Annotated in this window: 20 protein-coding genes and 2 tRNA genes; 4 read left to right on the forward strand and 18 right to left on the reverse strand. The window is 65.9% G+C overall.

The annotated features are described in order from the left end of the window. Positions 1-88: 88 nt before the first annotated feature. Positions 89-877 carry an SDR family oxidoreductase gene (locus tag JI745_RS06645; protein ID WP_201804812.1) on the forward strand — a complete coding sequence of 263 codons (789 nt, stop codon included), beginning with the start codon at positions 89-91 and terminating at the stop codon, positions 875-877. 74 nt (positions 878-951) lie between these two features. Here JI745_RS06645 and JI745_RS06650 read toward each other — a convergent pair whose 3' ends face one another. The 15 genes from JI745_RS06650 to JI745_RS06720 all read right to left on the reverse strand — a co-directional run bounded on the left by JI745_RS06650 (position 952) and on the right by JI745_RS06720 (position 14,421). After that, on the reverse strand, positions 952-1,680 hold the full coding sequence (locus tag JI745_RS06650) for a TetR/AcrR family transcriptional regulator (protein WP_201804813.1): 729 nt from the start codon (positions 1,678-1,680) through the stop codon (positions 952-954). Between the two features lie 94 nt (positions 1,681-1,774). Beyond that, positions 1,775-3,355, reverse strand: coding sequence for a carotenoid oxygenase family protein (locus tag JI745_RS06655; RefSeq protein ID WP_201804814.1), 1,581 nt, complete (start codon positions 3,353-3,355; stop codon positions 1,775-1,777). Between the two features lie 132 nt (positions 3,356-3,487). Beyond that, entirely contained in the window at positions 3,488-4,954 is a 1,467-nt protein-coding gene (locus JI745_RS06660; protein ID WP_236674923.1) for an aldehyde dehydrogenase family protein, read from the reverse strand. Between the two features lie 36 nt (positions 4,955-4,990). Then, positions 4,991-6,106, reverse strand: a complete 1,116-nt coding sequence (locus JI745_RS06665) for an ABC transporter substrate-binding protein (RefSeq protein WP_201804816.1) — start codon at positions 6,104-6,106, stop codon at positions 4,991-4,993. Between the two features lie 130 nt (positions 6,107-6,236). Beyond that, on the reverse strand, positions 6,237-7,220 hold the full coding sequence (locus tag JI745_RS06670; RefSeq protein ID WP_201804818.1) for a branched-chain amino acid ABC transporter permease: 984 nt from the start codon (positions 7,218-7,220) through the stop codon (positions 6,237-6,239). Position 7,221: 1 nt separating this feature from the next. Then, entirely contained in the window at positions 7,222-8,091 is an 870-nt protein-coding gene (locus JI745_RS06675) for a branched-chain amino acid ABC transporter permease (protein ID WP_201804820.1), read from the reverse strand. After that, positions 8,091-8,801: an ABC transporter ATP-binding protein gene (locus JI745_RS06680; RefSeq protein ID WP_310738504.1), complete on the reverse strand. Its 711-nt coding sequence runs from the start codon at positions 8,799-8,801 to the stop codon at positions 8,091-8,093. Before JI745_RS06680 ends, JI745_RS06675 begins: the two co-directional genes overlap by 1 nt. A 10-nt stretch (positions 8,802-8,811) precedes the next feature. Beyond that, on the reverse strand, positions 8,812-9,537 hold the full coding sequence (locus JI745_RS06685; protein WP_201804822.1) for an ABC transporter ATP-binding protein: 726 nt from the start codon (positions 9,535-9,537) through the stop codon (positions 8,812-8,814). A gap of 367 nt (positions 9,538-9,904) precedes the next feature. Next, a tRNA-Lys gene (locus tag JI745_RS06690) sits at positions 9,905-9,980 on the reverse strand. 25 nt (positions 9,981-10,005) lie between these two features. Continuing rightward, positions 10,006-10,081, reverse strand: a tRNA-Lys gene (locus tag JI745_RS06695). Between the two features lie 38 nt (positions 10,082-10,119). Beyond that, on the reverse strand, positions 10,120-10,908 hold the full coding sequence (locus tag JI745_RS06700) for a ThiF family adenylyltransferase (protein ID WP_201804823.1): 789 nt from the start codon (positions 10,906-10,908) through the stop codon (positions 10,120-10,122). A 19-nt stretch (positions 10,909-10,927) separates the two neighbouring features. Further along, positions 10,928-11,725, reverse strand: a complete 798-nt coding sequence (ybgF, locus tag JI745_RS06705) for a tol-pal system protein YbgF (RefSeq protein ID WP_201804824.1) — start codon at positions 11,723-11,725, stop codon at positions 10,928-10,930. Positions 11,726-11,748: 23 nt separating this feature from the next. Continuing rightward, a complete protein-coding gene (gene pal / locus JI745_RS06710) occupies positions 11,749-12,291 on the reverse strand; it encodes a peptidoglycan-associated lipoprotein Pal (protein WP_236674924.1) in 543 nt (180 codons plus the stop codon). Between the two features lie 62 nt (positions 12,292-12,353). Next, positions 12,354-13,622, reverse strand: coding sequence for a Tol-Pal system beta propeller repeat protein TolB (gene tolB, locus JI745_RS06715; protein ID WP_201812376.1), 1,269 nt, complete (start codon positions 13,620-13,622; stop codon positions 12,354-12,356). Positions 13,623-13,650: 28 nt separating this feature from the next. Further along, positions 13,651-14,421, reverse strand: coding sequence for a glycosyltransferase family 2 protein (locus tag JI745_RS06720; protein WP_201812378.1), 771 nt, complete (start codon positions 14,419-14,421; stop codon positions 13,651-13,653). 80 nt (positions 14,422-14,501) lie between these two features. On the opposite strand from JI745_RS06720, the gene msbA reads away from it, so the two are divergent. Continuing rightward, positions 14,502-16,241, forward strand: a complete 1,740-nt coding sequence (gene msbA / locus JI745_RS06725; protein WP_201804825.1) for a lipid A export permease/ATP-binding protein MsbA — start codon at positions 14,502-14,504, stop codon at positions 16,239-16,241. Then, positions 16,238-17,551 (forward strand): glycosyltransferase, encoded by a 1,314-nt coding sequence (locus JI745_RS06730; protein ID WP_201804826.1) that lies wholly within the window; start codon positions 16,238-16,240, stop codon positions 17,549-17,551. Before msbA ends, JI745_RS06730 begins: the two co-directional genes overlap by 4 nt. Positions 17,552-17,561: 10 nt before the next feature. Here the strand turns inward: JI745_RS06730 and JI745_RS06735 are convergent, their stop codons facing one another. Beyond that, positions 17,562-18,923: a glycosyltransferase family A protein gene (locus JI745_RS06735; RefSeq protein WP_201804827.1), complete on the reverse strand. Its 1,362-nt coding sequence runs from the start codon at positions 18,921-18,923 to the stop codon at positions 17,562-17,564. A 97-nt stretch (positions 18,924-19,020) separates the two neighbouring features. On the opposite strand from JI745_RS06735, the gene JI745_RS06740 reads away from it, so the two are divergent. Continuing rightward, positions 19,021-19,926: a DUF6492 family protein gene (locus JI745_RS06740; protein WP_201804829.1), complete on the forward strand. Its 906-nt coding sequence runs from the start codon at positions 19,021-19,023 to the stop codon at positions 19,924-19,926. A gap of 42 nt (positions 19,927-19,968) precedes the next feature. Here the strand turns inward: JI745_RS06740 and JI745_RS06745 are convergent, their stop codons facing one another. Both JI745_RS06745 and rng read right to left on the reverse strand, forming a co-directional pair. Beyond that, entirely contained in the window at positions 19,969-21,066 is a 1,098-nt protein-coding gene (locus JI745_RS06745) for a glycosyltransferase family 9 protein (RefSeq protein WP_201804830.1), read from the reverse strand. A gap of 11 nt (positions 21,067-21,077) precedes the next feature. After that, the gene (rng, locus tag JI745_RS06750; protein WP_201804832.1) at positions 21,078-22,562 is read right to left on the reverse strand and encodes a ribonuclease G; all 1,485 of its coding nucleotides are present in this window, start codon (positions 22,560-22,562) and stop codon (positions 21,078-21,080) included. Between the last annotated feature and the right edge of the window lie 26 nt (positions 22,563-22,588).

Here is a 22,588-nt window from a genome sequence, read left to right on the forward strand (position 1 = left end):
GAGGTGCCGAGCCCACCGCGTCATCCGCACGAGCCGGAACACGCGTTGCTGCGCTCCAGGCATCCACCCACCGATGACAGGAGACCCCATGAACGACACCACCCGATCCCTCGCCATCGTCACCGGCGCCTCCTCGGGCATCGGCCGCGAGCTGGCATTCGAATGCGCCCGCAACGGTTTCGACCTGCTCATTGCCGCCGACCAAGGGCCGCTGGAAGAAACCGCCGACGCCCTGCGCGACCTCGGCGTCTCGGTGAGCACCGTGACAGCCGACCTCGCGACGCCTGCCGGCGTGGCCTTGCTGATCGAGCGCATCGGCGAGCAGCCCGTCGACCTGCTGCTCGCCAATGCGGGCCATGGCCTGGGGCGCGCTTTCCTCGACCAGGAGTTCGCCGACATCCGGCACGTGATCAACACCAACATCACCGGCACGCTCGACCTGCTGCACCACGTGGCCCGCCGCATGCGCTCGCAGGGCCGCGGACGCATCCTCGTCACCGGCTCGATCGCCGGGCGCATGCCAGGGAGCTTCCAGGCCGTCTACAACGGCACCAAGGCCTTCATCGATTCCTTCTGCTTCGCCTTGCGCGACGAGCTGAAGGACTCGGGCGTCACCGTCACCTGCCTGATGCCCGGGCCAACCGACACCGAGTTCTTCGAACGCGCCGACATGATGGACACGGATGTGGGCACCGGTCCGAAGGCGAGCCCGGCCGACGTGGCAAAGGCCGGTTTCGACGCGATGATGGACGGCGAGAGCGACGTCGTCGCCGGCTGGAAGAACAAGCTTCAGGCGCTGATGGCGAACATCACGCCGGATGAACTGCTGGCGCGGCGGCACCGCAAGATGGCGGAGCCCGGATCTGCGCGGCACTGATGCCGCCCAATGACGAGAGGGTCAGCCGCTGCTCGCGCGCTGACCCTCTTCGGCACTGTGGGCCCAACAGCTCGCTACCGAACGCGAGCCTTGGGGCGTTTGCGGGTCTGCTCCAGGCCGGCAGCCAGCATCGTCGCAAGTTCAGTGCACTGCGCCTTCACGACCGAGGGGTGCGTCACCAAGGTGTACTGCTCGTCGATGACGAGCATCGCCAAGCCATGCATGGCGCTCCACAGGTTGAACGTGAGGCCCTCGATGCCAGAGCTGTCAAGCTTTGCGCGCTCAAGCATGGCCGAAAAAATAGCATGCAATTCCTTCAGGGCATGATGCGACGCACTGCGCAGATCCGCATAGTCGTCGCGACGAAGGTTCTTGTCAGCGAACATCAAGCGAAACAGGTGCGAGTTCTCCACCGCGAAGCCAACATAGTTCTGGAAGATGATCTCCAGCGTCTCGGCGATCGAACCCGACAAAGTCGCCTGGCTCTTGCGACGCTGGCCCAGCAGCACGAAACCCTCGGCCGCGAGACTCGCCAACAGATGATTCTTGTCGGCGAAGTGATTGCGAATCGCTGCCTGGGAAACGCCGGCAAACTGGGCACAAGCTCGCAAGGTCACACCCTCGATGCCGCTGGTGCGCAAAAGGTGAGACGCACCGACGAGAAGCGCTGTGCGCAGGTTGCCGTGGTGATACCTTCTTTTCTTCTCGCCGGTTGCCGGCTCGACGGTCGGGCGGGCAGCGGAGCTGGTCGTTTGCTTGCGTCGGGCAGTTGCCATGGACAAGAGCGGGCTGACAGCGGTCATGTCAGCGTCGTTACGGGCGATCGAGCATTTTAGTGTCGCGCCCAACAATGCATTCATTGCACACATTCAACGGGCAACGAGATCGCCCTCTCCGCTACGGACGACCAGCGTGCTCCAGTTGTGCCACCTTCTGGGTCGAGAGCCAGCATGCGTGCACACCAAACGGCACGCGGGCAGGCAGGTGGACGCGTGCGATCTCCGTCATCTCCTTCGCAGTGAAGATGACCAGGTCAGCACTCTCCTCCTTCATCAGCAGGTCGACGATGTAGCCATCGTCTTCATCTTTGCCGCCCTCTGCCGGAACGAACAGGGGCTCGCCACCCAGGAACCCGCTGTAGTCAAGGTACTGAAGTGGCTTCTCTTCCAGGAGGTCGTACTTCTGCACACCGCGACCCATGTAGCCGCTGCTCTCGTCGAGCAGGTAGGCATAGCGGCTCGGCTTGCCCGAGTACGCGAGGTTGATGGACGGTCGCTCGTAAGCACCCTCAAGCAGCACCCTGTCGTCCACCACCTTGCCGCTCTCGAGGTCGAGCACCCACTTGCGGAACTTCGCAGGGGGCTCCTCCGGGCTGTGGATGGGCAGGTGATCCGGGTACGCCTCGAACATGGGCGCAAAGAGGACGATCTGGTCCCTGCCGTCCTTGGAGCGCGTTTCCCAGCCGTTCACCATGTGCCAGATGAATCCGGGGTGGTCGCACGTGAACCAGCGGACGGCTTCGCCAGGCGACGGGAAGCGGTTGATGACACCCCAACGCAGCGGGTACGACGCGTCGAAGTGATAGATGCTCGAATGCGATGTCAGCCGTAAGCGCGAGCTGCGGATGGAAGTGTCGGGGAAGATGAGGAAGCGATCGGTGACGATGAAGTCGTGCAAGTAGGCCATGGCATCTTCAGACAGGGGCTGCTGATGCACCAGCTGGTGGTCGACCAGTCGACCGTTCTCGAGGCGCGAATAGAACACCCCGTGGTTGGTGCGATGGATGCTCAGGTTGTAGAACGTGTTGGTTGCCTGATCGATGCGTGGGTGAGCCGTGAAAGGGCTCTTCAATGCGCCGCCCCAGTTCTCGAGCTTTCCGGTGCCGTCGAACACGACATTGCCACCCTCCAGCCGGCTGTTCAGCGCGAACGGATAGGCAGTCTCGTTCAGACAGTAGATCTTGCCGCCGTGGAAGTGCACTGCGGTGGATGCGGTTGACAGCTCGAGCGGGTCCAGCGCCGGCACCAGGCCGCTTGCCTTCTTGCTCTCCACGAGTTGAGCCTTGGCCATCGAGAGCTGGCCTCCGGCCACGAGGTCCCCCACCTGCATGTACACCTCGCCGCCCGCTCTTTCCTCCGCCTCGTAGCGAGGCGTGCGAAGAAAGAAGTTCGAGTAGGTGATCTCGCCGTCCTTGAACTGGATTTGGTGGAGCATGCCGGCACCGTTGAAGGGGTGCAGCCGGGCCGTGGTCTTTTCGAACTGACGGTTCGCACCGTTGCGCAGGTAGATGCCCTTCAGATCGGTTGGCACGACTCCGGTGACCTTCGCGGGCACGTGCCGGTGCTCCTTGCTGACCGGCTCATAGCCTCGCACGTTGTACGTGCTGGTCTGGTTGTGTGCGGCAATGCCGAGGCGCTCATAGAGCGCCCTGTCTTCGGCGCCGAAGACGGGCTCTGCCAGTGCTGCTGTGTCGCTCATCGTTTCACCTCTCTCATATTGGATGGCGCAGGCGCGCCCTTGGGGTCGTCATGCGCCAGGAACCGCGGTGGCAGGCCCAGGTCGCATGTGTTCATTGGGTGACGTGACAGGCCGGCGGCCTGCCTGGTAGCGTCAGAGTTGAATGCAGACGGACTTCGACTCGGTGTACATCTCGTACGCAGCAGCCCCCATCTCGCGCCCCCAACCCGATTGCTTGTAGCCGCCGAAAGGCATTGCAGGGTCCATCACATGGTGGCAGTTGACCCACACCGTGCCGGCGTGCAACGCACGCGCGACGGCATGAGCCTTCGACACGTCGCGTGTCCAGACGCTTGCGGCCAGGCCATAGACGCTGTCGTTGGCCATGGCAACCACTTCGTCGATCTCCTTGAAGCGCGTGGCGACCAGCACCGGCCCGAAGATCTCCTCCTGGACCACTCGCATCTTCTGGTTCACATGAGTCAGGATGGTCGGGCGGTAGAAGTAGCCCGGTCCACCCACCGCGTCGCCACCGACCGCCACACCGGCGCCTTCCTTCTTGCCAATCTCGACGTAGCCAGCAACGCGCCGCAACTGCTCTTCCGACACCAGCGGGCCGATCTGCGTTGTGGGGTCCAGACCCGGACCGGTCTTGAGAGCCGCAGCCACCGTCGCCAGTCGATCGATGAACTTGTCGTAGATCGACTCGTGCACGTACAGCCGGGAGCCCGCCGTGCAGATCTGGCCCTGGTTGAAAAAGATCGCGTGCGCCGCCCCGGCGACGGCCGCGTCGATGTCCGCATCGGCCAGCACGATGGTCGGCGATTTGCCGCCAAGTTCGAGCGAGATGCGCTTCAGCGTGTCGGCGCCCGAGCGCACGATGGTCTTGCCGACCTCCGTCGACCCGGTAAACGCGATCTTGTTGACCTCGTTGTGGCCCACAAGGGCGGCGCCGACCACGTGGCCCAGCCCCTGGATCAGGTTGAGCTGGCCGGCGGGCACGCCCGCTTCCTGCGCGATCTGCACCAGTGCGGCGGCCGTCAGAGGCGTCTGTTCGGCCGGCTTCAGGATCGATGCGCAACCGAACGCCAATGCCGGAGCCACCTTCCAGGCTGCCATCAGGAGCGGAAAGTTCCACGGCACGATCTGCCCGACCACGCCGATGGGTGCACGCTGGGTGTAGGCCAGAAACTGCCCCTGGGGGCGGTTTGCCAGCGGGATCTGTTCGCCTTCCATGCGCATGGCCCAGCCGGCCATGTAGCGGAACACGCCTGCCGAGGACGGGATGTCGGCCATGCGGGCAGCCGTCACCGGCTTGCCGTTGTCGACCGATTCGAGGGTCGCCAGCTCTTCGCCGCGGGCCTCGATCAAGTCAGCGATGCGGTTCAGGACGCGCGAGCGCGCCGCTGGCGGTACCTTGGTCCATGGCCCGTGCTCGACGGCCAAGCGGGCGCTCTTGACTGCACGGTCCACGTCTTCCGCGTCGCCGGCGGAGACCTGGGCGAAGGCCTTGCCCGTGGCCGGGTCGATCGTCTCCATCGTTCTTTCGGACGCGGAGTCCACCCATTCGCCGTCGATGAACTGCTTGAGCGGAGGAAGTTTGAGGTTCGGATGAGACATGGCGGTCATCTGCAGGTTGAGAACCGGGACGGAGGCTCACACGGGCTGCGGGTTGCCGAAGGGAACCCAGCTCTCGCCGTTGAAGCGCTGCAACCACAGCTTGTCGTACAGCTCGTGGTTGGTCGGCGTGGTGTTCAGCGCGATACCGGGCAACATCGTGGTGGTCCGGAAGCCCTTGAGATCACGCGCGTTCTTCATGATGTTCTCGCGCGTGAGGTCGTCGCCGCAGCGGCGCAGGATCTCCGTCAGGATCTGCGAACTCGAATGCCCGGATGCGATCAGCTGGTCGTTGGGGTCGTGGCTGGGCAACCTGCGCTTCACGAAGTCGCGCAGTTCCACGATGGACGAGTCGGTGTTCCAGCGTGGGTCGGACGGCGACTTCGCCACGCCGATCGAGATCGCACCGATCACCTTGTCGGCGCCGGCCGGTCGCAGGATCGCCTGGATCGAGGAGCTGCCAAGCGGCAGGAAGACCTGCGGCTTCCAGCCGATGTCGTGCGCCTTGCGCAGGGCCTGCACCGCAAACTTGCCATTGCAAAGCACGAAGAACACGTCGGCACCGCTGGCCTTCAGGCTCACGACTTGCGAATCGACCGTCGGGTCGGTGACCTCGTAGGTGCTTTGGGCAACGATCATGTCCTTCGCACGAGCCCCCAGCGCGTTCTTGATCGCGTCGAGGTAGTCCTTGCCGAAGTCGTCGTTCTGCATGAGCACGGCCACGCGTGCCTTGGGCTGGTTCTCGAGCAGCCAGCGGGCGTAGACGCGGCCTTCAGCGGCATACGAGGGGCTCGCGGGCACAACGTAGGGCGCGGCGCTCACGTCCACCCACTTGTTGGCGCCGCTGAAAATCAGGAGTTGGGGGATGCGCTGCTGGTTGAGATAGCGATGGATCGCGTTGTTGCTCGGCGTGCCGAGGGTCTGGTAGATCAACGCGACCTTGTCCTGCTCGACCAGGCGACGCGTGAGCTCCAACGCCTTGCCGGGGTTGTAGCCGTCGTCGTACTGGATGAGCTTCACCTTGCGGCCGTTGATGCCGCCCTTGTCGTTGAGCTCCTCGAAGTAGGCCTGCGCGGCCTTGCCGAGGATGCCGAGCCCGGACACCGGGCCGCTGAACGGCATGGTGGAGCCCACACGGATCTCGGTATCGCTCACACCTGGCCCATATTGCCGCTGGGCGAAGGCAAGCCTCGAGACGCCCAGGGATGCCAGCGAGGCAAGAACTGCAGTTCGGCGATTGAATGACATGATCATTTCCTCTTGTGAATGCTGAAGCGGCGTCGCGCTAGCGCGTGGCTTTGAGGACCGCGACACCACGGGTCCGGAGGTGCGACAGGCGTGCCTGGAGTGGCCGCCAACTGCCGGCGATGCCCTTCGGGGCAACGAAGACGACGAGGAGCACCGAGAACCCAAAGATGGCCCACGGCGCCGAGGTCGAGATCGCCTCTGCCCAGGAAGGCACGAACTGGAGGAGTGCCGCGCCGACCCAAGGACCTGCCGCTGAGCCCGGACCGCCCACCACGAGAGCCGCCAGCATCGTGAGCGAGAGGAACACCTGAAAGCTCTCCGGGCCGATGTATTGGACGTTCAGCGCATAGAGTCCGCCGCCAAGGGCGGCCAGCGTGCCACTCGCGCAGAAAGCGAGGTTCTTCACCTGGCTCACGTGAATGCCCTGGGCTCCGGCGGCAAAGACGTTGTCACGCACGGCACGCAGTGCGAGGCCACTGCGGCCCGCCAGCACACGCGCTACCAGCACGCTGACTGCGACGGCAACGGCAAGTGCGACCCAGTACATCCAGGCATCTGCGCTCACATCGAGCTGCAACCAGGCAGGTGCGTGCGGACGATCGAGCTCCAACCCTCGAGCGCCTCCGGTCCAGCCCGCCAGCGCTGGGTGTTTCAAGACCTGAGGCACTGCAAGAGCCAGCGCAAAGGTCGCAAGGGCAAGGTAGGTGTGCCTCAGGCGAAGAATCGGAAGGGCGAGCAGCATCGCGAACGCGCCGACCGCAAGACCGGCCAGCGGCAATGCCAGCCACCAGGTCACACCTGCCTTGCAGAGAATGGCGGTCGCATAGGCGCCGAGGGCGAACATCGCACCTTGGGCCAGGGTCGGCTGCCCCGCCCATCCGACGAAGATGTTCAGCCCCGTGAGTGCGATGGCCAGACCCACCATCTGGCTCAGCTGAAACGTCAACGCACTGGGCACGAAGAACGGGACCACCGCCAAGGCGATCGCCGCCGCGAAAACCGCTGCTGCTCGTGTGTTCATTTCAGACTCTCTCGGCGCTGGCCGTTCCAAACAAGCCATGCGGGCGCCACAGCAGGACTGACACGAGGACAACGAAGGCGACCGTCAGCTTGAGCTGTGTCCCCACGACATAGGTGCCGAGCAAGTTCTCGATCACCCCGAGCAAGAGCCCCCCCATCACCGCGCCAGGCACGCTGTTGAGGCCTCCCAGCACTGCGGCGGCGAAGCCATAGATGAGCACGCCGCCCATCATGCTGGGGTCCAGGTAGAGCACTGGTGCGAGGAACATTGCCGCCACAGCGCCCAGCACCGCGGAGATGCCCCAGCCGAACGAAAACATCAGGCGCGTCGAGATGCCACTGGACGCGGCTGAACCGGGGTTCATGGCAGCGGCCCGCACCGCCAAGCCGATCCGCGTGAATCGGAAGAAGCTCCACAGGATCAGCAGCAACACTGCCGTCGCAGACATCACGCCCATCTGCTGGCTGGAGAGCAGGCCGCCGAAGTAGGAGGCGTCCGGAAACGGGCTGGGAAAGTCGCGCACATCGTGGCCCCAGAAGTGCCCCGTGATGCTGTGAATCGCCATGAAGAGGCCGATGAAGGCCGCGACGGTGGCCAGCGGCGACGCCGTCTTGAGCCTGTCAATGACAAAGCGCTCGAGTGCAGCGCCCGCGGCGAAGGACAGAACGAGCGTCGCGAGAAACGCCAGCCAGTACGGCGCACCGAGTTGCAGGAAGGTCAGCGCGATGTAGGCTGACAGGGTCGCCATTTCGCCCTGGGCGAAGTTCACGTGCCGGCTGCAACGGAAGACCACGACCAAGGCCAGCGCGAGCAGCGCATAGGCACAGCCGGTGGCCACGCCGGCAATGATCTGGTGTGCAAGTTGCTCCATCACACGCTCCCCAGGTAGGCTTCGCGCACGGTGGCGCTTTCCTTGAGTTCGCTCGCATGACCTGAAGCCAGGACCTTGCCGTTGCCCAGCACGTAGCCGTCGTCGGCCACCTTCAATGCCAACGCCATGTTCTGTTCTGCCAGAAGAATCGCCATCGGCGTTTCGGCCTGGAGCCGGCGCAGGATGTTGATCACCTCCATGGCGATGCGCGGCGCGAGGCCGAATGTCGGTTCGTCCAGCAGCAGCACAGTGGGCTGCGCGATCAATGCCCGGCCGATGGCCACCATCTGCTGTTCACCGCCTGACAAACTTCCAGCCGCTTGCTTGCGCCGTTCGGCCAACCGCGGCAGCCACGCGTAGACACGCTCCAGCGCGCCTTCCAGACCGGAGCGGTCCTTGCGCGCAAAGCCGCCCACGCGCAGGTTCTCCTCGACCGTGAGGTCTGCGAAGGTGCCGCGTCCCTCGGGAACATGGCCGACGCCCAGGCGAGCGATCTGTTCGGGGCGCAGTCCGCGGACACCCTGCCCCGCAACGCGAATGTCGCCCTCCCACCGGATCGCACCGCACAGCGCGCGAAAAAGCGTCGTCTTGCCGGCGCCGTTGGCTCCCAGCAATGCGGTGATGCGCCCGGCATGAACCTCGATCGAGACGTTGCTCAGCACCGGTACCGGCCCATAGCCTGCGCGAAGGCCCGTGGTCTTCAGCAGCACATGGCCGTGCTCAGGCGTCCTCATCGTCGCCCCCGAAATACGCAGCCTGCACCCGCGGGTCTTCCATCACGTCGAACGGCTTCCCCGACGCGATCAGATTGCCGAACTCGAGCACGTACAAGTACTCGCACAACGACAGCACGAGGTTCATGTTGTGCTCCACGATCAGCACGATCCCGCCGGCGTCGCGGACGAGGCGCACACGCCGCTTCAGGTCGTCCATGTCCTCGAGGGTCAGACCTGCGGCCGGCTCGTCGAGCAGCAGCACCGAAGGTGCAGAGACCAGGGAACGTGCGAGTTCGACGCGCTTGCGAAGGCCTAGGGGAAGTGCCTGCGTGTGGCTGTGCTGCACGGCGCGCAGACCGAATTCATCGAGTAGCCGGTCGACGGCGGAACTCGGGCCATCGCCTTCCTGCCGCGAAATCGTGTGCAACGCCCCGCACTCGACGTTCTCCCGCACCGTCATGCTCTGGAAGAGCGCCAGGTTCTGGAACGTGCGGCGAACACCCGCACGCGCCCGCTGGTGAACCGAATGCTGGGTGACGTCTTTGCCGTTGAGACTCACCTTGCCTGAGGTCGGGGCGATCACACCCGAAATCGCGTTGATCGCGGTCGACTTGCCGGCCCCGTTGGGACCGATGAGCCCGTAGATCTTCGCCGGCTCCAGCGTCATGGACAGCTCATTGAGCGCCTTGACACCGCCGTAAGAAATGCTGAGTCGCTCTACCGTCAACATGGATGGTCCAGCCCCGCTTTTCGCGCCTTCATGAATCGGCCCCAACCCAATATGTTCAATGAACACATTTGACAACAAGGCCGCACGCAACACCCTTGTGTTTTCCATGTAGCCAGTGAACACATGATGTGCTATGAGCACAAATGGCCGCGTCAACGTATCGAACGCCCTGTCATCAGGCGGCGCGGCGCGGCGCGCAGGTGGGAGATCCCGGATCCCCTGCACCCTCTCAACAAGCCCATGGTTCCCGGTTCGAGGCAACCGGACGGAAAACTGCCTGCGGCAGCAGCGCTGACAGCGGCTCCAGAAAGCAAAAAGCACTTAGCCGCTGGTGCGCGCTAAGTGCTTGACCCCGCATGGGGAATTTTGGTGGGCCCTGTAGGATTCGAACCTACGACCAACGGATTAAGAGTCCGCTGCTCTACCAACTGAGCTAAGAGCCCGCTCGTTCTGTGTTCCCGGGGGAACTGGTGGGTTGTGCAGGACTTGAACCTGCGACCAACGGATTAAAAGTCCGCTGCTCTACCGACTGAGCTAACAACCCGGAAAGCCCATGAGTATAACGGGCTTCGCGGACTTGCTTCAAGCCAACCGGCGAAGCACGCATTGTAGCGCTTCTGAAGCCGCTACCAAACCGAACGTTGCGGTGACGACAACACTCGACCCGTAACCGTGGCAGTTGAGGGTGCCATCGACGCTGCTCTCCCCGGTGCCGCATGCGGCATCGACAGGAGCACGCACCGCTTCGCGAGAGAACACGCAGCGCACGCCCATCGCACGGTCACGCGGCGCGCCGTGCTGCTTGCGTAGCCGCTGGCGCATGGAAGCAAGCAACGGGTCGTGCGTCGCACGCGAGATGTCGTCGACCTCCACAAGTTGCGGCTTCTGCTTGCCGCCAGCCGCGCCGACGCACACGAAGTCATGCCGGCCTTCGCGCGCCCACACCGCCATCGCCATCTTGGCCTGCACCTGGTCGCAGGCGTCGATGAGCACGTCGATCTCACGCGGCAACAGCGCAGGCCAGTTGTCGGCCGTGACGAAATCGTCGACGACCTGAACATCGCAGCCCGGGTGGATGTCGGCAATGCGCACACGCAGCGCTTCGCCCTTGTGTTGCCCGAGCGTGTGGCCGAGCGCCTGGACCTGGCGGTTAACGTTGGACTCGGCCACGTGGTCCATGTCGAAGAGCGTGAGCTGCGCCACACCACTGCGCGCGAGCGCCTCGACCGCCCAGGAGCCCACGCCACCCAGGCCGACGACGCCGACGCGCGCCTGGCGCATCACGCGGTAGCCCGCATCGCCATGCAGGCGCCGGAGCCCTCCGAAGCGACGCTCCAGGTCAGGCGCCAGCCAATCCAGCGGTGCGTTCAAGGGAAATACACGAGAAGCCTCAGCGCAGAGACGCGAGGCGCTCCTTGCCCGCTTGCGCGGCCTCGGACTTGGGATAGGTCTTCATCAGCTCATCGATCGTGCGACGGGCCGCCTTGTTGTCCTTCAGCTCCATCTGGCAGTTCGCGATGGCAAGCAGCGACTCGGGCGCGCGCACATGGTCGGGCGCGGTGGACACCAGCGAGCGGAAGCTCGAGATCGCCTCGCGGTACTCGCGCAGCGCGTACTGCGCGTTGCCGCGCCAGAACAGCAGCGACGGCGTGTAGCCGCTCGCCGGATACCGCCGGTTGAAGCCGGTGAACGCCGACGAGGCGGCTGCGAAATCGCTCTTGCGCAGCAAGGCCATCGCTTCCTCGTATTGGCGGCGCTCTTCCGGGTCGACCAGGAACTCGCGCCCGTCGACCGTGACCTTCACCGGCTCGAGCTTGCTGATGCGCTCGTTGACACCCTGCTGCACGTCCTTCTGCGCCTTCTGGATGTCGGCCTGCGCGCGTTGCACCTCGGAGAGATCGCGCTGCAGCTGCTCATCCTGCCCGCGCAGGCGGGCCATCTCGGCACGCATCACCTCGAGCTGGTTGTTGAGCTCGAGGAGGCTGCGCTTGAGCAGGTTGATCTGCTCGAGCAGCTGCGCCTGGTTCTCGGCCATCGAGGCCCGCAGCCTAGCGTCGCCCTGCTCCTGGCGCTGGCGCAGGTCGAGGATGGCCTTGCGGGCCTCGTCGTCGTCGAAGAGGCCCGCGTGGGCCGCCGGCGCGGCGAGCGCCAGCAGCAACAGCCACGCTGCGGGTCGCGATCGCGTCATCACGGGCCTGGTCATGGTCGAGATCAGCGGCTGGCCAGCTCGGCGCGGCGGTTCTTGGCCCACGCCGCTTCATCGTGGCCCTGCTCGGCCGGGCGCTCCTTGCCGAAGCTCACGGCTTCGATCTGTGCGTCGGTCACGCCCAGCAGCTTGAGCGACTTGGCGACCGACTCGGCACGCTTCTGGCCGAGCGCGAGGTTGTACTCGCTGCCGCCGCGCTCGTCGGTGTGGCCTTCGATGGTGAGCTTCTTGCTCTTGTTGGCCGTGAGAGCCTTGGCTTGGCCTTCGATGACGGGGCGGAATTCGTCCTTGATCACGAAGCTGTCGTAGTCGAAGTAGACGACACGGCCCACCTCGGCAGCGGGCGCCTGGTTCTTGGTCAGGTCAACGCTTGCGAGCTTGCCGGAGTTGGCACCGCTCGTCGACGAGGGGCCGCTGGTCGAGCCCGTGCTGCCAGGCGTGCGCGACTCCACCGGTGCGGCCTTGTTGTCCAGCGGCACGTTCGACGCGCAGCCGGCAAAGACGGCTGAGGACACGGCGACGATGAGAGTGAGGCGGGACATGTTCATGGTGGTTCTCCTGTTGGTCGGGATGTGGCTGTCGAAAGAGCGCTTGATGAGCGCAGAAAAAGTTAGCGAACGAATGGCCCCCACACCGGCTCGCGCACGTCGGGGAAACGCGATTCGAGGACAGCCTTGATCTTGCCGTCCAGCGTGGTGGTCATCAATGTGTCTCGGCCGTTTGTGCGCGTGGCGTAGATGATGAGCTTGCTGTTGGGTGCGAAGCTCGGGCTTTCATCGTCGCTGCTCTCGGTGATGGCCTGGGCATTGCCCAGCTTGCCGATCTCGCCCACGTACAGCTTGAAGGCACCGTTCTGCCGGGAAATATAGGCGAGGTAGCGGCCATCGGGGCTGATGGAGGGGCTGATGTTGTAGCCGCCCGTAAAGCTCACGCGTTCGGCCGAGCCGCCCGAGACGGGCATGCGGTAGATCTGGGGCCCGCCGCTGCGGTCACTCACGAAATAGATCTGGCGGCCATCGGGCGAGAACACCCCCTCAGTGTCGATCGCCTGGCTGGTGGTGAGCCGGCGCGGTGTCTCGCCGTTGCGGCCGATCAGGTAGAGCTGCGAATAGCCATCGCGGCTCAGAGTGACGACGAGCGACTTGCCATCGGGCGCCCAGCTCGGCGCGCTGTTGGAGCCGCGGAAGCTCGCGAGCTTGCGGCGCGCGCCCGAGGACACGTCCTGCGCCCACACCACGGCCTTCTGGTCTTCGTAGAACGACACGTAGGCCAGCTCCTGCCCATCGGGCGACCAGGCCGGCGAGATGATCGGGTCGTTGCTCTGCAGGATGGATTCGCCGCCGGTGCCGTCGGCATGGTCCACACGCAGGGCGTAGCGCTTGCCCGAGCGGGTGACGTAGGCGATGTGGGTCGAGAAAATGCCTTTGTCGCCGGTCAGCTTCTCGTACACGGCATCGGCCACCTTGTGGGCCGCCAGGCGCAGGTCGGACGGGCTGGCGGGAATGCTGCCGCTGATGAGGTCCTTGCCCTTGACCACGTCCCACAGCAGGTAGCGCACGTCGAAGCGGCCATCGGCCAGGCGGGTCACCGAGCCGGTGAGCAGCGCATCGGCCGAGCGGCCGCGCCAGTCGCTCATGTTGGGCTTGGCCGCCTCGTCGATCACCTGGTTGGCCTCGACATTGCGGAAGACACCCGAGCGCTCGAGGTCGGCGCGGATCACGGTCGACACGGCCTGGGTGTTGCGGTCTTCGTCGCGGAAGCGAGCGATCGCGATTGGCAACTGGGTGGCGCCGACCCCCGAGATTTCAACTCGGAACTGGGCCAGCGCGGGGGCCACCATGAGGAGGCCGGAGGAGGCTGCAAACAGGCGTCGGTTCATCGGCATGGATTGTCCTGATCCTCGTAATTCATATTGGTTCAATGGATTTGCCGGCCTGGCGTGCGAGCAGGTCCATCTTGAGGTACCGGTAATAAGTACCCTCAGCTTGGTAAATCGCGAGCACGAGGCCGAGGCGGCCATCGAGAAAGCCGCGCTTGACGAAGTAGCAGCGCATGAACGCCCACCACCCGTGCGTCAGCGCAGCAAAAAGACTGCCACGCTTCCCGGCCCGCACCTTGTCGAGCGCCCGGCCACCGCTGTAGCGGTTCATCTTGTCGAGCGCGTCGTCGAGCGAAGGCATGGTGTCGTGCAGCAGGTCGCCCTCGAGACGCTCGACCTTGCCCTTGACGTCGAGCCGCTCATGCACCAGGTCGTCGGTGAAACGCGCCTGGCCGCGCCGGAAGAGCCGCAGCACGCGGTCGGGGTACCAGTCGCCGTGGCGCATCCACTGGCCGCAGAAGCGCGAGATGCGTGAGAGTTCGTAGCCCGAGGCCGGGCCGTCCTTCGCGACCACCTCGCGGATGCGTTCGGCCAGCGCGGGGCTCACCCGCTCGTCGGCGTCGATGCTCAGCACCCAGCGGCCGCGAGCGGCGTCGAGCGCGCGGTTCTTCTGCTGGCCGAAGCCCGGCCAGTCGGTGGTGGTGATGACCCGGGCGCCCAGGCTGCGTGCGATCTCGGCCGTGCCGTCGGTGCTTTCCGAATCCACCACGATCCACTCGTCGGCGAACGCCACGCTCTTCAAACACGCGGCGACGTTGCGGCTTTCATTCTTGGTGATGAGGATGACGGACAGCGCGATCTCGGGCATGTGGGGGCGTGCGCTCCTTCGGGGTGGCCGGGATTGTAGGCAGCTGTCGCGTTGGATAATCCGCGCGTCCTATGCCCCAACCTACCCAGCCCCTGCGGCAGCGCCTGGCGCGCGTTGCACCTTACTTTGCCGGCGCCAAGCTCGCGTTCGTGCTCGCAGCCGTCGGGGCTTCGATTGGTGCCGCCACCGAGCCGGCGCTGGCCGCCATGATGAAGCCGCTGCTGGACGGGGGCTTCACCCAGCAAGGCAATGTGCCCCTCTGGGCCGTACCGGCGGTCATCATCGGACTCTTCATGACGCGGGGCATCGCAGGCTTCCTGGTCAACTACGCGCTCTCGTGGGCCGCCAACGGAGCCACGCTCAAGATGCGGCACGACATGTTCGAGCATGTGCTTCTGTCGCACGCCTCGCTGTTCTCGCAACAGACCGCCAGCAGCCTCATCAACACCGTGGTGTACGAGGTGCAAAGCGGCACACAGACCCTGGTGGGCGCTGCGCAGACGCTGCTCAAGGACAGCTTCACCGCCATCGCCCTCCTGATCTACCTGTTGTGGATCAACTGGCAGCTCACGCTCTTCATTGCGGTGCTGCTGCCCCCTGTGGCCCTGACGGTGCGCTACTTCAGCCGCCGCATGCACCGCATCAGCCTGGCCACCCAGAGCGCCGCCGACGACATCGCCTACGTGATGGAAGAGAACACCCTCGCCTGGCGGATCGTGCGGCTGCACGATGCCAAGGCGGCCCAAAAGCAGCGCTTCAACGCGGCGAGCACGCGGATGCGCCAGCTCTCGCTCAAGGGGACAGTCGCCTCGTCGGCCATCACGCCGGTGACGCAGCTGATCTCGGCCTGTGCGCTCTCGGCGGTCATCGTCGTCGCGCTGTGGCAGAGCAGCACGCAAGGCGCCACGGTGGGCGGCTTTGTCGCCTTCATCACCGCAATGCTGATGCTTATTTCCCCGCTGCGCCACCTCGCCGACGTGGCCGGCCCGGTCACACGCGGCCTTGCCGCCATCCAGCGGGGGCTCGACCTCATGCAAAGAGTGCCCGTCGAAAAAGCGGGAACCCACACCGTGGCACGTGCACGCGGCGAACTCGAGTTCAGCAATGTCTCGCTGCGCTACAACGAAGACGCCGTGGCCCTGAACGGCCTCTCGCTGCAGGCGAGTGCCGGCGAGAAGCTGGCGCTCGTTGGCCCCTCCGGTGCCGGCAAGTCGACGCTCGTCAACCTGCTGCCTCGCTTCCTCGACCCCACCGAGGGCGAGATCCGCCTCGATGGCGTGCCCCTGCAAGACTGGGAGTTGAGCTCGCTGCGCCGCCAGTTCGCGCTGGTGAGCCAGGACGTGGTCCTCTTCAACGACACCATCGCCGCCAACGTCGCGGTCGGCAGCCAGGGCATGGACCTGGACCGCGTGCGAAGCGCGCTGGCCTCGGCCAACCTGCTCGATTTCGTGGACGAGCAACCCGACGGCGTGCTGGCCCGCATCGGCCACAACGGAAACCAGCTCTCCGGCGGCCAGCGGCAGCGCCTGGCGATCGCACGCGCGATCTACAAAGACGCACCGGTGCTGATCCTCGACGAAGCGACCTCGGCGCTCGACAGCGAGAGCGAGCACCTGGTGCAGCAGGCGCTGGAGCGGCTGATGGAGGGGCGCACCACCATCGTCGTGGCGCATCGCCTGTCGACCATCGAAAAGGCTGACCGCATCGCCGTGCTCGACCAGGGTCGGCTCGTCGAACTGGGCACACGCCAGGAATTGCTGGACCGGGGCGGCCTCTTCGCCCGCTTGCACGCGCTGCAGTTCAAGCTGTGACGAGCCGTCGCCAGCGCTGGCTGATCCTCTCGCATGCGTTCAACATGGACGGGCGGGCTGCCAGCCTGACCGTCACCGACAAACTGCGTTACCTCGCACAGGCGGGCATCGAACCGGTGATCCTGAGCGCTGTCACCGGGGCCCAGGACAAGCGCTTCGAGCACCATCGCCTGCTGCCCTGGGGGCCGGCCGCGCTGCGTTTCGATTTGCGCCATCTGCTGGCACGCCACCTGGGCCGCGGTCCGGCCTATCGCGTGCTGATGCTGCTGATCAGCCTCGTGCTGGCACCGTTCATGGTGCTGGAGAAGCTGCTGATCGGCCTGCGCAACCAATGGTCGTGGGCATTGCCGGCCTTCGTGCGCGGGGCCTGGATGCTGCGCCGCGGCGACATCGACCTCGTCTACTCGAGCGGCGGCGCCTATTCGGCGCACCTCGCCGGGTGGTGGCTCAAGCGTTGGTGCGGCGCCAAGTGGATCGTCGAGGTGCACGACCCGATGGTGTTCCCGGGCCGGGCGCCCGCCAACCGCGACGAGCGTTTCCAGGCAAGGCTTGAAGGCCTGATCTGCCAGCACGCCGACCTCGCCTGGTGGTTCACCGAAGGCGCGCTGGCCGCCGCGCAGGCGCGCCACCCGGTGCTGCGCGAACGCGGCATCGTGGTGATGCCGGGCGCCGAGCCGCCGCTGCGTCCCGCGATCTACACGCCCGGGCCGGTGTGCGTGCTCGGTCATTTCGGTTCGCTGTCCGACAGCCGCAGCCTCGTGCCCTTCATCCGCGCGTTAAACCACCTGCTGGCGCACGAGCCCCAATGGCGGCCGCTGCTGCGCCTGGAGGTCTACGGCGGTGCGATCGACGGCCCGGCGCAGAAGCTGATCGACCAGCACAAGCTCGACGACGTGGTGATCCCGATGGGCCGCCTGGAACACGACCCCGCCACCGGCCTCTCGGGCCGCGAGCGCGTGGTGCAGCGCATGCAGCAAGTCGACGCGCTCCTGCTGATGCACGGCGAAGGCGACGAGTGCGAGCAGTACATCCCGTCCAAGCTCTACGACTACTTCTGGGCCCGGCGGCCGGTGCTCGCCTACACGCACCTCAACCCGCAGCTGGACCGGCTGGTGCGCGAGCACGAAGGCTGGTGCGCCCCGGCAACCAACACCGTGGCGGGCGCTGCGGCCCTGCGCGAGCTGATCCTGCGCTGGCAGGCTGGAAGGCTTCCGACCGTCACCGTGCCGCCCATCAGCACCGCCGATGCGGTCGACGAGATCCTGTCGGTGGTCGAGGTCGCCAAGATCTCCGGGATCTCGAAGCTCTAGCCCCGCCGCACTAACGCGAGCAGAGCAGGCTCGCGAACTGCCGCAGCCACCAGCGCTGGCGCCAGCCGCGGTCGAGCGGCGGCATGCGCGTCGGCGTGCGCATGCGGTCGAGCAGCACCGTCTGCGTGAAGTTGTAGTTGTGGCGGCTGTGGCCGTAGTTGGCGCCGAAGTGGTCGATCTCGAGGCGCTTGCGCGTGTCCACCCCGGTGTTGAAGCTCAGGTCGCGCACGAGCGAGTGGTATGACTTCTCGCGGTCGAGCTGGCGTTCGATGCAGAACACCTCTTTCGGCAGGTGCGACTGCACCGTGCCGTGGTTCTTGAAGTTCTTGACGAAGCGGTAGTCCTCGGCGCCGTAGGCCCCGGCGAACTCTTCATCGGTGCCGAAGAGCTGGAAGAAGCGCGAACGGGCGAGGTAGAAGATGTTGGGGTGGCCCTTGATCAACGAGCCGTCGGGCATCTTGCGCCAGAACTTGTAGAAGCGGCGGCGTTTGATCGGGTGGTCGAGCAGCCAGCGCACCGTGTGCTCCGGGAAGGCGTGGTCCACGTCGGTGATCACCACGTTCTCGGCGCGCGCGTGCAGCATCGCCGCGTTGCGAGCGCCGGCCTGGTTCCAGCGGATGTCCTGGTCGATGCGCACCCAGGTCAGGTTGAGGTCGACATCGGGAATGTCGTACTTCAGCGGCGAGCCGTCGTCGACGATCAAGAACTGGATCTGGTCCAGCACCTCGGCGGGCAGCGTGGTGAAGTCACGCAGCCAGCTGGTCACGGTATCGATGTTGTCCTGGTTGCAATAGAAATGCGTGGCCAGCGTGAGCTGGATGGCACCGTGGTTGCGCTTGGCGATGCCGAAGATGTCGGTACGCGTGGGCTGCGTGAGGGCCAGCAGCGTGTGGCGCATGGTCTTGTGCCACGAATCTTCACCGAGCGCAGCGGGCTGGTCGAGCAGCACCGGGTTGTCGACCACCAGGCCGCCCCGGGGCGGGCGCACGTTGGCTTCGAGGTCGGCCCGGCTCGTCATGAAGTTGATGCCGGTGTAGCGGTTGAAGACCAGGCGGTCGCGGTAGGTCGGCTTCAGGTTGGCAGGCCGGTCCCACCAGCGCATCACGACGCTGGGCTGGCGCCGGCGAAGCTTGAGCTGCACGGCCAGGCGCTGGGCATCCTCGATGTCGGTCAGCAGCAGCACCACGCCCTCGGTTTGCGCAAACGCCTCGCGCACCCCAGCCTCAGCCGAAGCACCTGCCACGACCGCGGTCAGCGTGGACGGGAGTTCCTTCACCGCGTGCGGGCCGGCGGAGTAAGCCGCCCAGAAGCGCTCCAACACCCCGCCGGCTTGGGCAACCACGGTCAGGCGGGAAGGCAAGAGGTAAGACATCGATTGGGCTCGTCCAAACTGGCCGGGGATTCTAGAGGTGGGCTTGCCCAACGCTCCGCTCGGCCACAATCGCGCTTTTCGTGTCGCGCCCCAGTGCATGGCCCTCGACTTTCCCATCGTCTGCAAGACCTACCGCGGTGACCTGCGCCGTGCGCAGCGCCTGTTGGCGAGCCTCCAGCCGAACAACCGCGACAAGCTGCCGGTGGTGCTCATCGTGCCGAACGACGACCTGGCACTCTTCCGCAGCCAGCTGCCGGCCGGCACCTGCGACTTGGTGAGTGACGAAGCCGTGGTGGCCGCCCATCCAAGGGCCGCGGCGCTCGACCTGCTGGCACGCTACAAGGCCACCCCGGGCAGCAAGGCGCAGCAAGTGGTCAAGTCCGAAGCCTGGCGACTTCTCGGCTGTGACGCCTACCTCTGCACCGACGCCGACACGGTATTCCTACGCCCCTTCGGCCGAACCGATTTCCTGGCACCCGCCGGCCACCCCTACAGCCATGTACACGAGTCGAAGGAATATCGCCAGCTGGCCGCTTCGCGCGGCTACCGCAAGGTGGAGGAAGACTTCCGTCGCGAGAGCGCCCAGTTGAAGGCGATGTTCGGCCGCACCGGGCCCGACTACGACTTCGGCCCCACGCCCGTGCCGTGGTCGGCCAAAGTCTGGAACGCCCTCTACGAGCAGCGCCTCGCACCGAAAAACCAGACGCTGTGGGACGCCATCGAACAGATGCCGTCCGAGCTGCGCTGGTACGGCGAGTCGCTGCTCGCCTTCCAGAGCATTCCGCTCGCGCCCATCGAGCCGCTCTTTCGCGTCTACCACCACGACTGGCATTTCAACGCCCTGCGCCGCCTGGGCGAGACCGAGGCCAACCTGGTTGAGCGCTTCATCGGCGCCGTCTACCAATCGAACTGGCAGTACGAGCTGGACGAGGCCGGCGCCCGCAGCGCGGGCTCACGCGCGGTGCGGCGCGTCAAGCGCTGGCTGAGGCAGTTCCGCCGCTGAGCGGTCGACTCGCGCCAAACGCCAAGCGAGCGTGCGCTTGAGTCAGACTTTCCGAGCCGCGTCCAGCACGCGAAAACATTCGTCGATCACCCGCTGAGGCGTCAGCGCCTCGAGGCAGGCGCTGCGGCTGTCGCGGTGATCCTCGCAACCGGCGCGCCCACAGGCAACGCAGTCCTGCTCGGCCTGCAGCAAGATCACCTTGCGGGCCGCCTGGTGCGGCTGCTTGCGCTGCCACGGTGTGGCCGCCGCCGCGCCCTGCGGCCAGGGGCCCCAGCGCACCGGATTCGTCGGCCCGAACATCGTGATCACCGGCGTGCCGGTGGCCGCGGCGAGGTGGGTGATGGAGGTATCGGGGCCGACGTACAGCGCCGCGCGGCGCAGCAGCGTGGTGACCTGGTTCAGGTTCAGCTTGCCCGACGCGTCGATCAGCGCCGGCGGGCCGCCGAGGTGGCGCACGCCGGCCACCTGCGCCTGGTCGACTTCGGAAGCGGCGCCCGTCAGCACCACCTGCTCGCCGCGCGCCAGCAGCGCCTGGATCACGTCGGCGAAATACTTCACCGGCCACTGCTTGTAGCGCCACATCGAGGGCACGTGCACCACCACCGGAGCATCGCGCAACTGGGCCTGCAGTTCGGCAGGCAGGTCCTGTGGCTGAGGGGGCGTCACGCTCACCGTCGAAGGCGGCGGGCCCCACGGCGACAGCAGCGCCAGCTTCTCCAGCACGGTGGGCGTGCCGTCATCGTCGATGGTGACCGTGTGCTGGCTCAGGCGCTTCTTCCACCATGAGATCGAAGCCCGCTGCGGCACGAGGCTGCTCCTGAGCGGGGCGGCGGCCCAGCCATACAGATGCGCGCGGTCGCTGGCCTCGGCCACGAGCGCCAGGTCGTAGCGGCGCCAGAGGCGCGGCAGCAACTGGCGAGCCTGCCGCCAGCCCGAGCCGGCCGGCACCTCGATGAACTCGTGCACCGCCGGGTTGCCACGCAACATGCCCAGCGTGCCGGCGAAGCCCAGCACATCGATCTGCGCCTGCGGCCAACGCTCCCTGGCGGCCTGGATCAGCGGCGTGGTGAGGAGCACGTCGCCGATCTGGCGCGTCACGATGACGATGACGCGGCCGAAAGGGCCGCTCGCAAGCTTCACGTCGCCCTACCCTACATCAGCACGATGTCGTAGGCCTCGGGCGACCCGCTGCTCTCGGCCGTGAGCGAGATCGGCTTGCCGATGAAGTCGGACAGCCCGGCCAAGTGCTGGCTTTCTTCATCGAGCAGCATCTCCACCACCGCCGGCGCCGCGACCACGCGGAATTCGCGCGGGTTGAACTGCCGCGCCTCGCGCAGGATCTCGCGCAGGATGTCGTAGCACACGCTGCGCGGCGTCTTCACCTGGCCCTTGCCTTCGCAGGTAGGGCACGGCTCGCACAGCATGTGGGCGAGCGACTCGCGCGTGCGCTTGCGCGTCATCTCCACCAGGCCGAGCTGGGTGAAGCCGCTCACCGTGATCTTGGTGCGGTCGCGGGCCAATTGCTTGCGCAGCTCGGCCAGCACCTGCGACTGGTGCTCCTCGCGCGTCATGTCGATGAAGTCGATGATGATGATGCCGCCGAGGTTGCGCAGGCGCAGCTGGCGCGCGATGGCCTGCGTCGCTTCGAGATTCGTCTTGAAGATCGTGTCATCGAAGTTGCGCGCGCCGACGTAGCCGCCGGTGTTGACGTCGATGGTCGTCAGCGCCTCAGTCTGGTCGATGATGAGGTAGCCGCCCGACTTCAGGTCGACACGGCGGGCCAGCGCGCGCTCGATCTCTTCGTCGATGTTGTACAGGTCGAAGATGGGCCGCTCGCCCTTGTAGTGCAGCAGCTTGTCGACAGAACCCGGCGTGAACTCGGTGCCAAAGGCCACGAGCTGGTCGTACTGCATGCGCGAGTCGATGCGGATCGACTGCGTGCTGTCGTTGGCCAGGTCGCGCAGCACACGCTCGACGAGACTCAGGTCCTGGTGCAGCAGCGTGCCCGCGGGCGACTTGAAGCTCTTCTCGCGGATCGCGCCCCAGGTCTTGCGCAGGTAGGCGATGTCGTCGCCCAGCTCCTCGTCGGTCGCGTCTTCGGCGTTGGTACGCAGGATGAAGCCACCGCCGTTGTAGGGGCTGCCGTCTTCGGGCTTGCCCGCGAGCGCATTCATGCGCGTGCGCAGCTGCTCGCGCAGCTCGTGCGAACCGATCTTCTGCGAGATGCCGATGTGGTCGTCCTGCGGCAGGAAGACGAGCATGCGGCCGGCGATGCTGATCTGCGTCGAGAGCCGCGCACCCTTGGTGCCGATCGGGTCCTTGATGACCTGCACCATCAACGTCTGGCCCTCGAAGACGAGGCGCTCGATGGGGGTGGGAGGCGCGGAATCGTTGCGGTTGCCGTTGCCGCCGTTCACATGCACATCGGCCACGTGCAGGAAAGCGGCACGCTCCAGGCCGATGTCGATGAAGGCCGACTGCATGCCGGGGAGCACTCGCGCCACGCGGCCGGCGTAGATGTTGCCCACCAGGCCCCGCTCCAGCGTGCGCTCGACGTAGAGGTCTTGCACCGCGCCGTTCTCGACGACCGCAACGCGGGTCTCCTGGGGCGCCCAGTTGATGAGGATGTCTTGCATGGAGGACGGGTCTCTTTGTGGGCGCC

Origin of the sequence: Piscinibacter sp. HJYY11 (genome assembly GCF_016735515.1) — a bacterium.
Taxonomy (GTDB): domain Bacteria; phylum Pseudomonadota; class Gammaproteobacteria; order Burkholderiales; family Burkholderiaceae_C; genus Rhizobacter.

Coding starts and splice junctions, on each gene's coding strand:
- JI745_RS06645 (WP_201804812.1), top strand. CDS start 89: ATGAACGACACCACCCGATCCCTCGCCATCGTCACCGGCGCCTCCTCG.
- JI745_RS06650 (WP_201804813.1), bottom strand. CDS start 1,680: ATGACCGCTGTCAGCCCGCTCTTGTCCATGGCAACTGCCCGACGCAAG.
- JI745_RS06655 (WP_201804814.1), bottom strand. CDS start 3,355: ATGAGCGACACAGCAGCACTGGCAGAGCCCGTCTTCGGCGCCGAAGAC.
- JI745_RS06660 (WP_236674923.1), bottom strand. CDS start 4,954: ATGTCTCATCCGAACCTCAAACTTCCTCCGCTCAAGCAGTTCATCGAC.
- JI745_RS06670 (WP_201804818.1), bottom strand. CDS start 7,220: ATGAACACACGAGCAGCAGCGGTTTTCGCGGCGGCGATCGCCTTGGCG.
- JI745_RS06675 (WP_201804820.1), bottom strand. CDS start 8,091: ATGGAGCAACTTGCACACCAGATCATTGCCGGCGTGGCCACCGGCTGT.
- JI745_RS06685 (WP_201804822.1), bottom strand. CDS start 9,537: ATGTTGACGGTAGAGCGACTCAGCATTTCTTACGGCGGTGTCAAGGCG.
- ybgF (WP_201804824.1), bottom strand. CDS start 11,725: ATGACGCGATCGCGACCCGCAGCGTGGCTGTTGCTGCTGGCGCTCGCC.
- pal (WP_236674924.1), bottom strand. CDS start 12,291: ATGAACATGTCCCGCCTCACTCTCATCGTCGCCGTGTCCTCAGCCGTC.
- tolB (WP_201812376.1), bottom strand. CDS start 13,622: ATGAACCGACGCCTGTTTGCAGCCTCCTCCGGCCTCCTCATGGTGGCC.
- msbA (WP_201804825.1), top strand. CDS start 14,502: ATGCCCCAACCTACCCAGCCCCTGCGGCAGCGCCTGGCGCGCGTTGCA.
- JI745_RS06735 (WP_201804827.1), bottom strand. CDS start 18,923: ATGTCTTACCTCTTGCCTTCCCGCCTGACCGTGGTTGCCCAAGCCGGC.
- JI745_RS06740 (WP_201804829.1), top strand. CDS start 19,021: ATGGCCCTCGACTTTCCCATCGTCTGCAAGACCTACCGCGGTGACCTG.
- rng (WP_201804832.1), bottom strand. CDS start 22,562: ATGCAAGACATCCTCATCAACTGGGCGCCCCAGGAGACCCGCGTTGCG.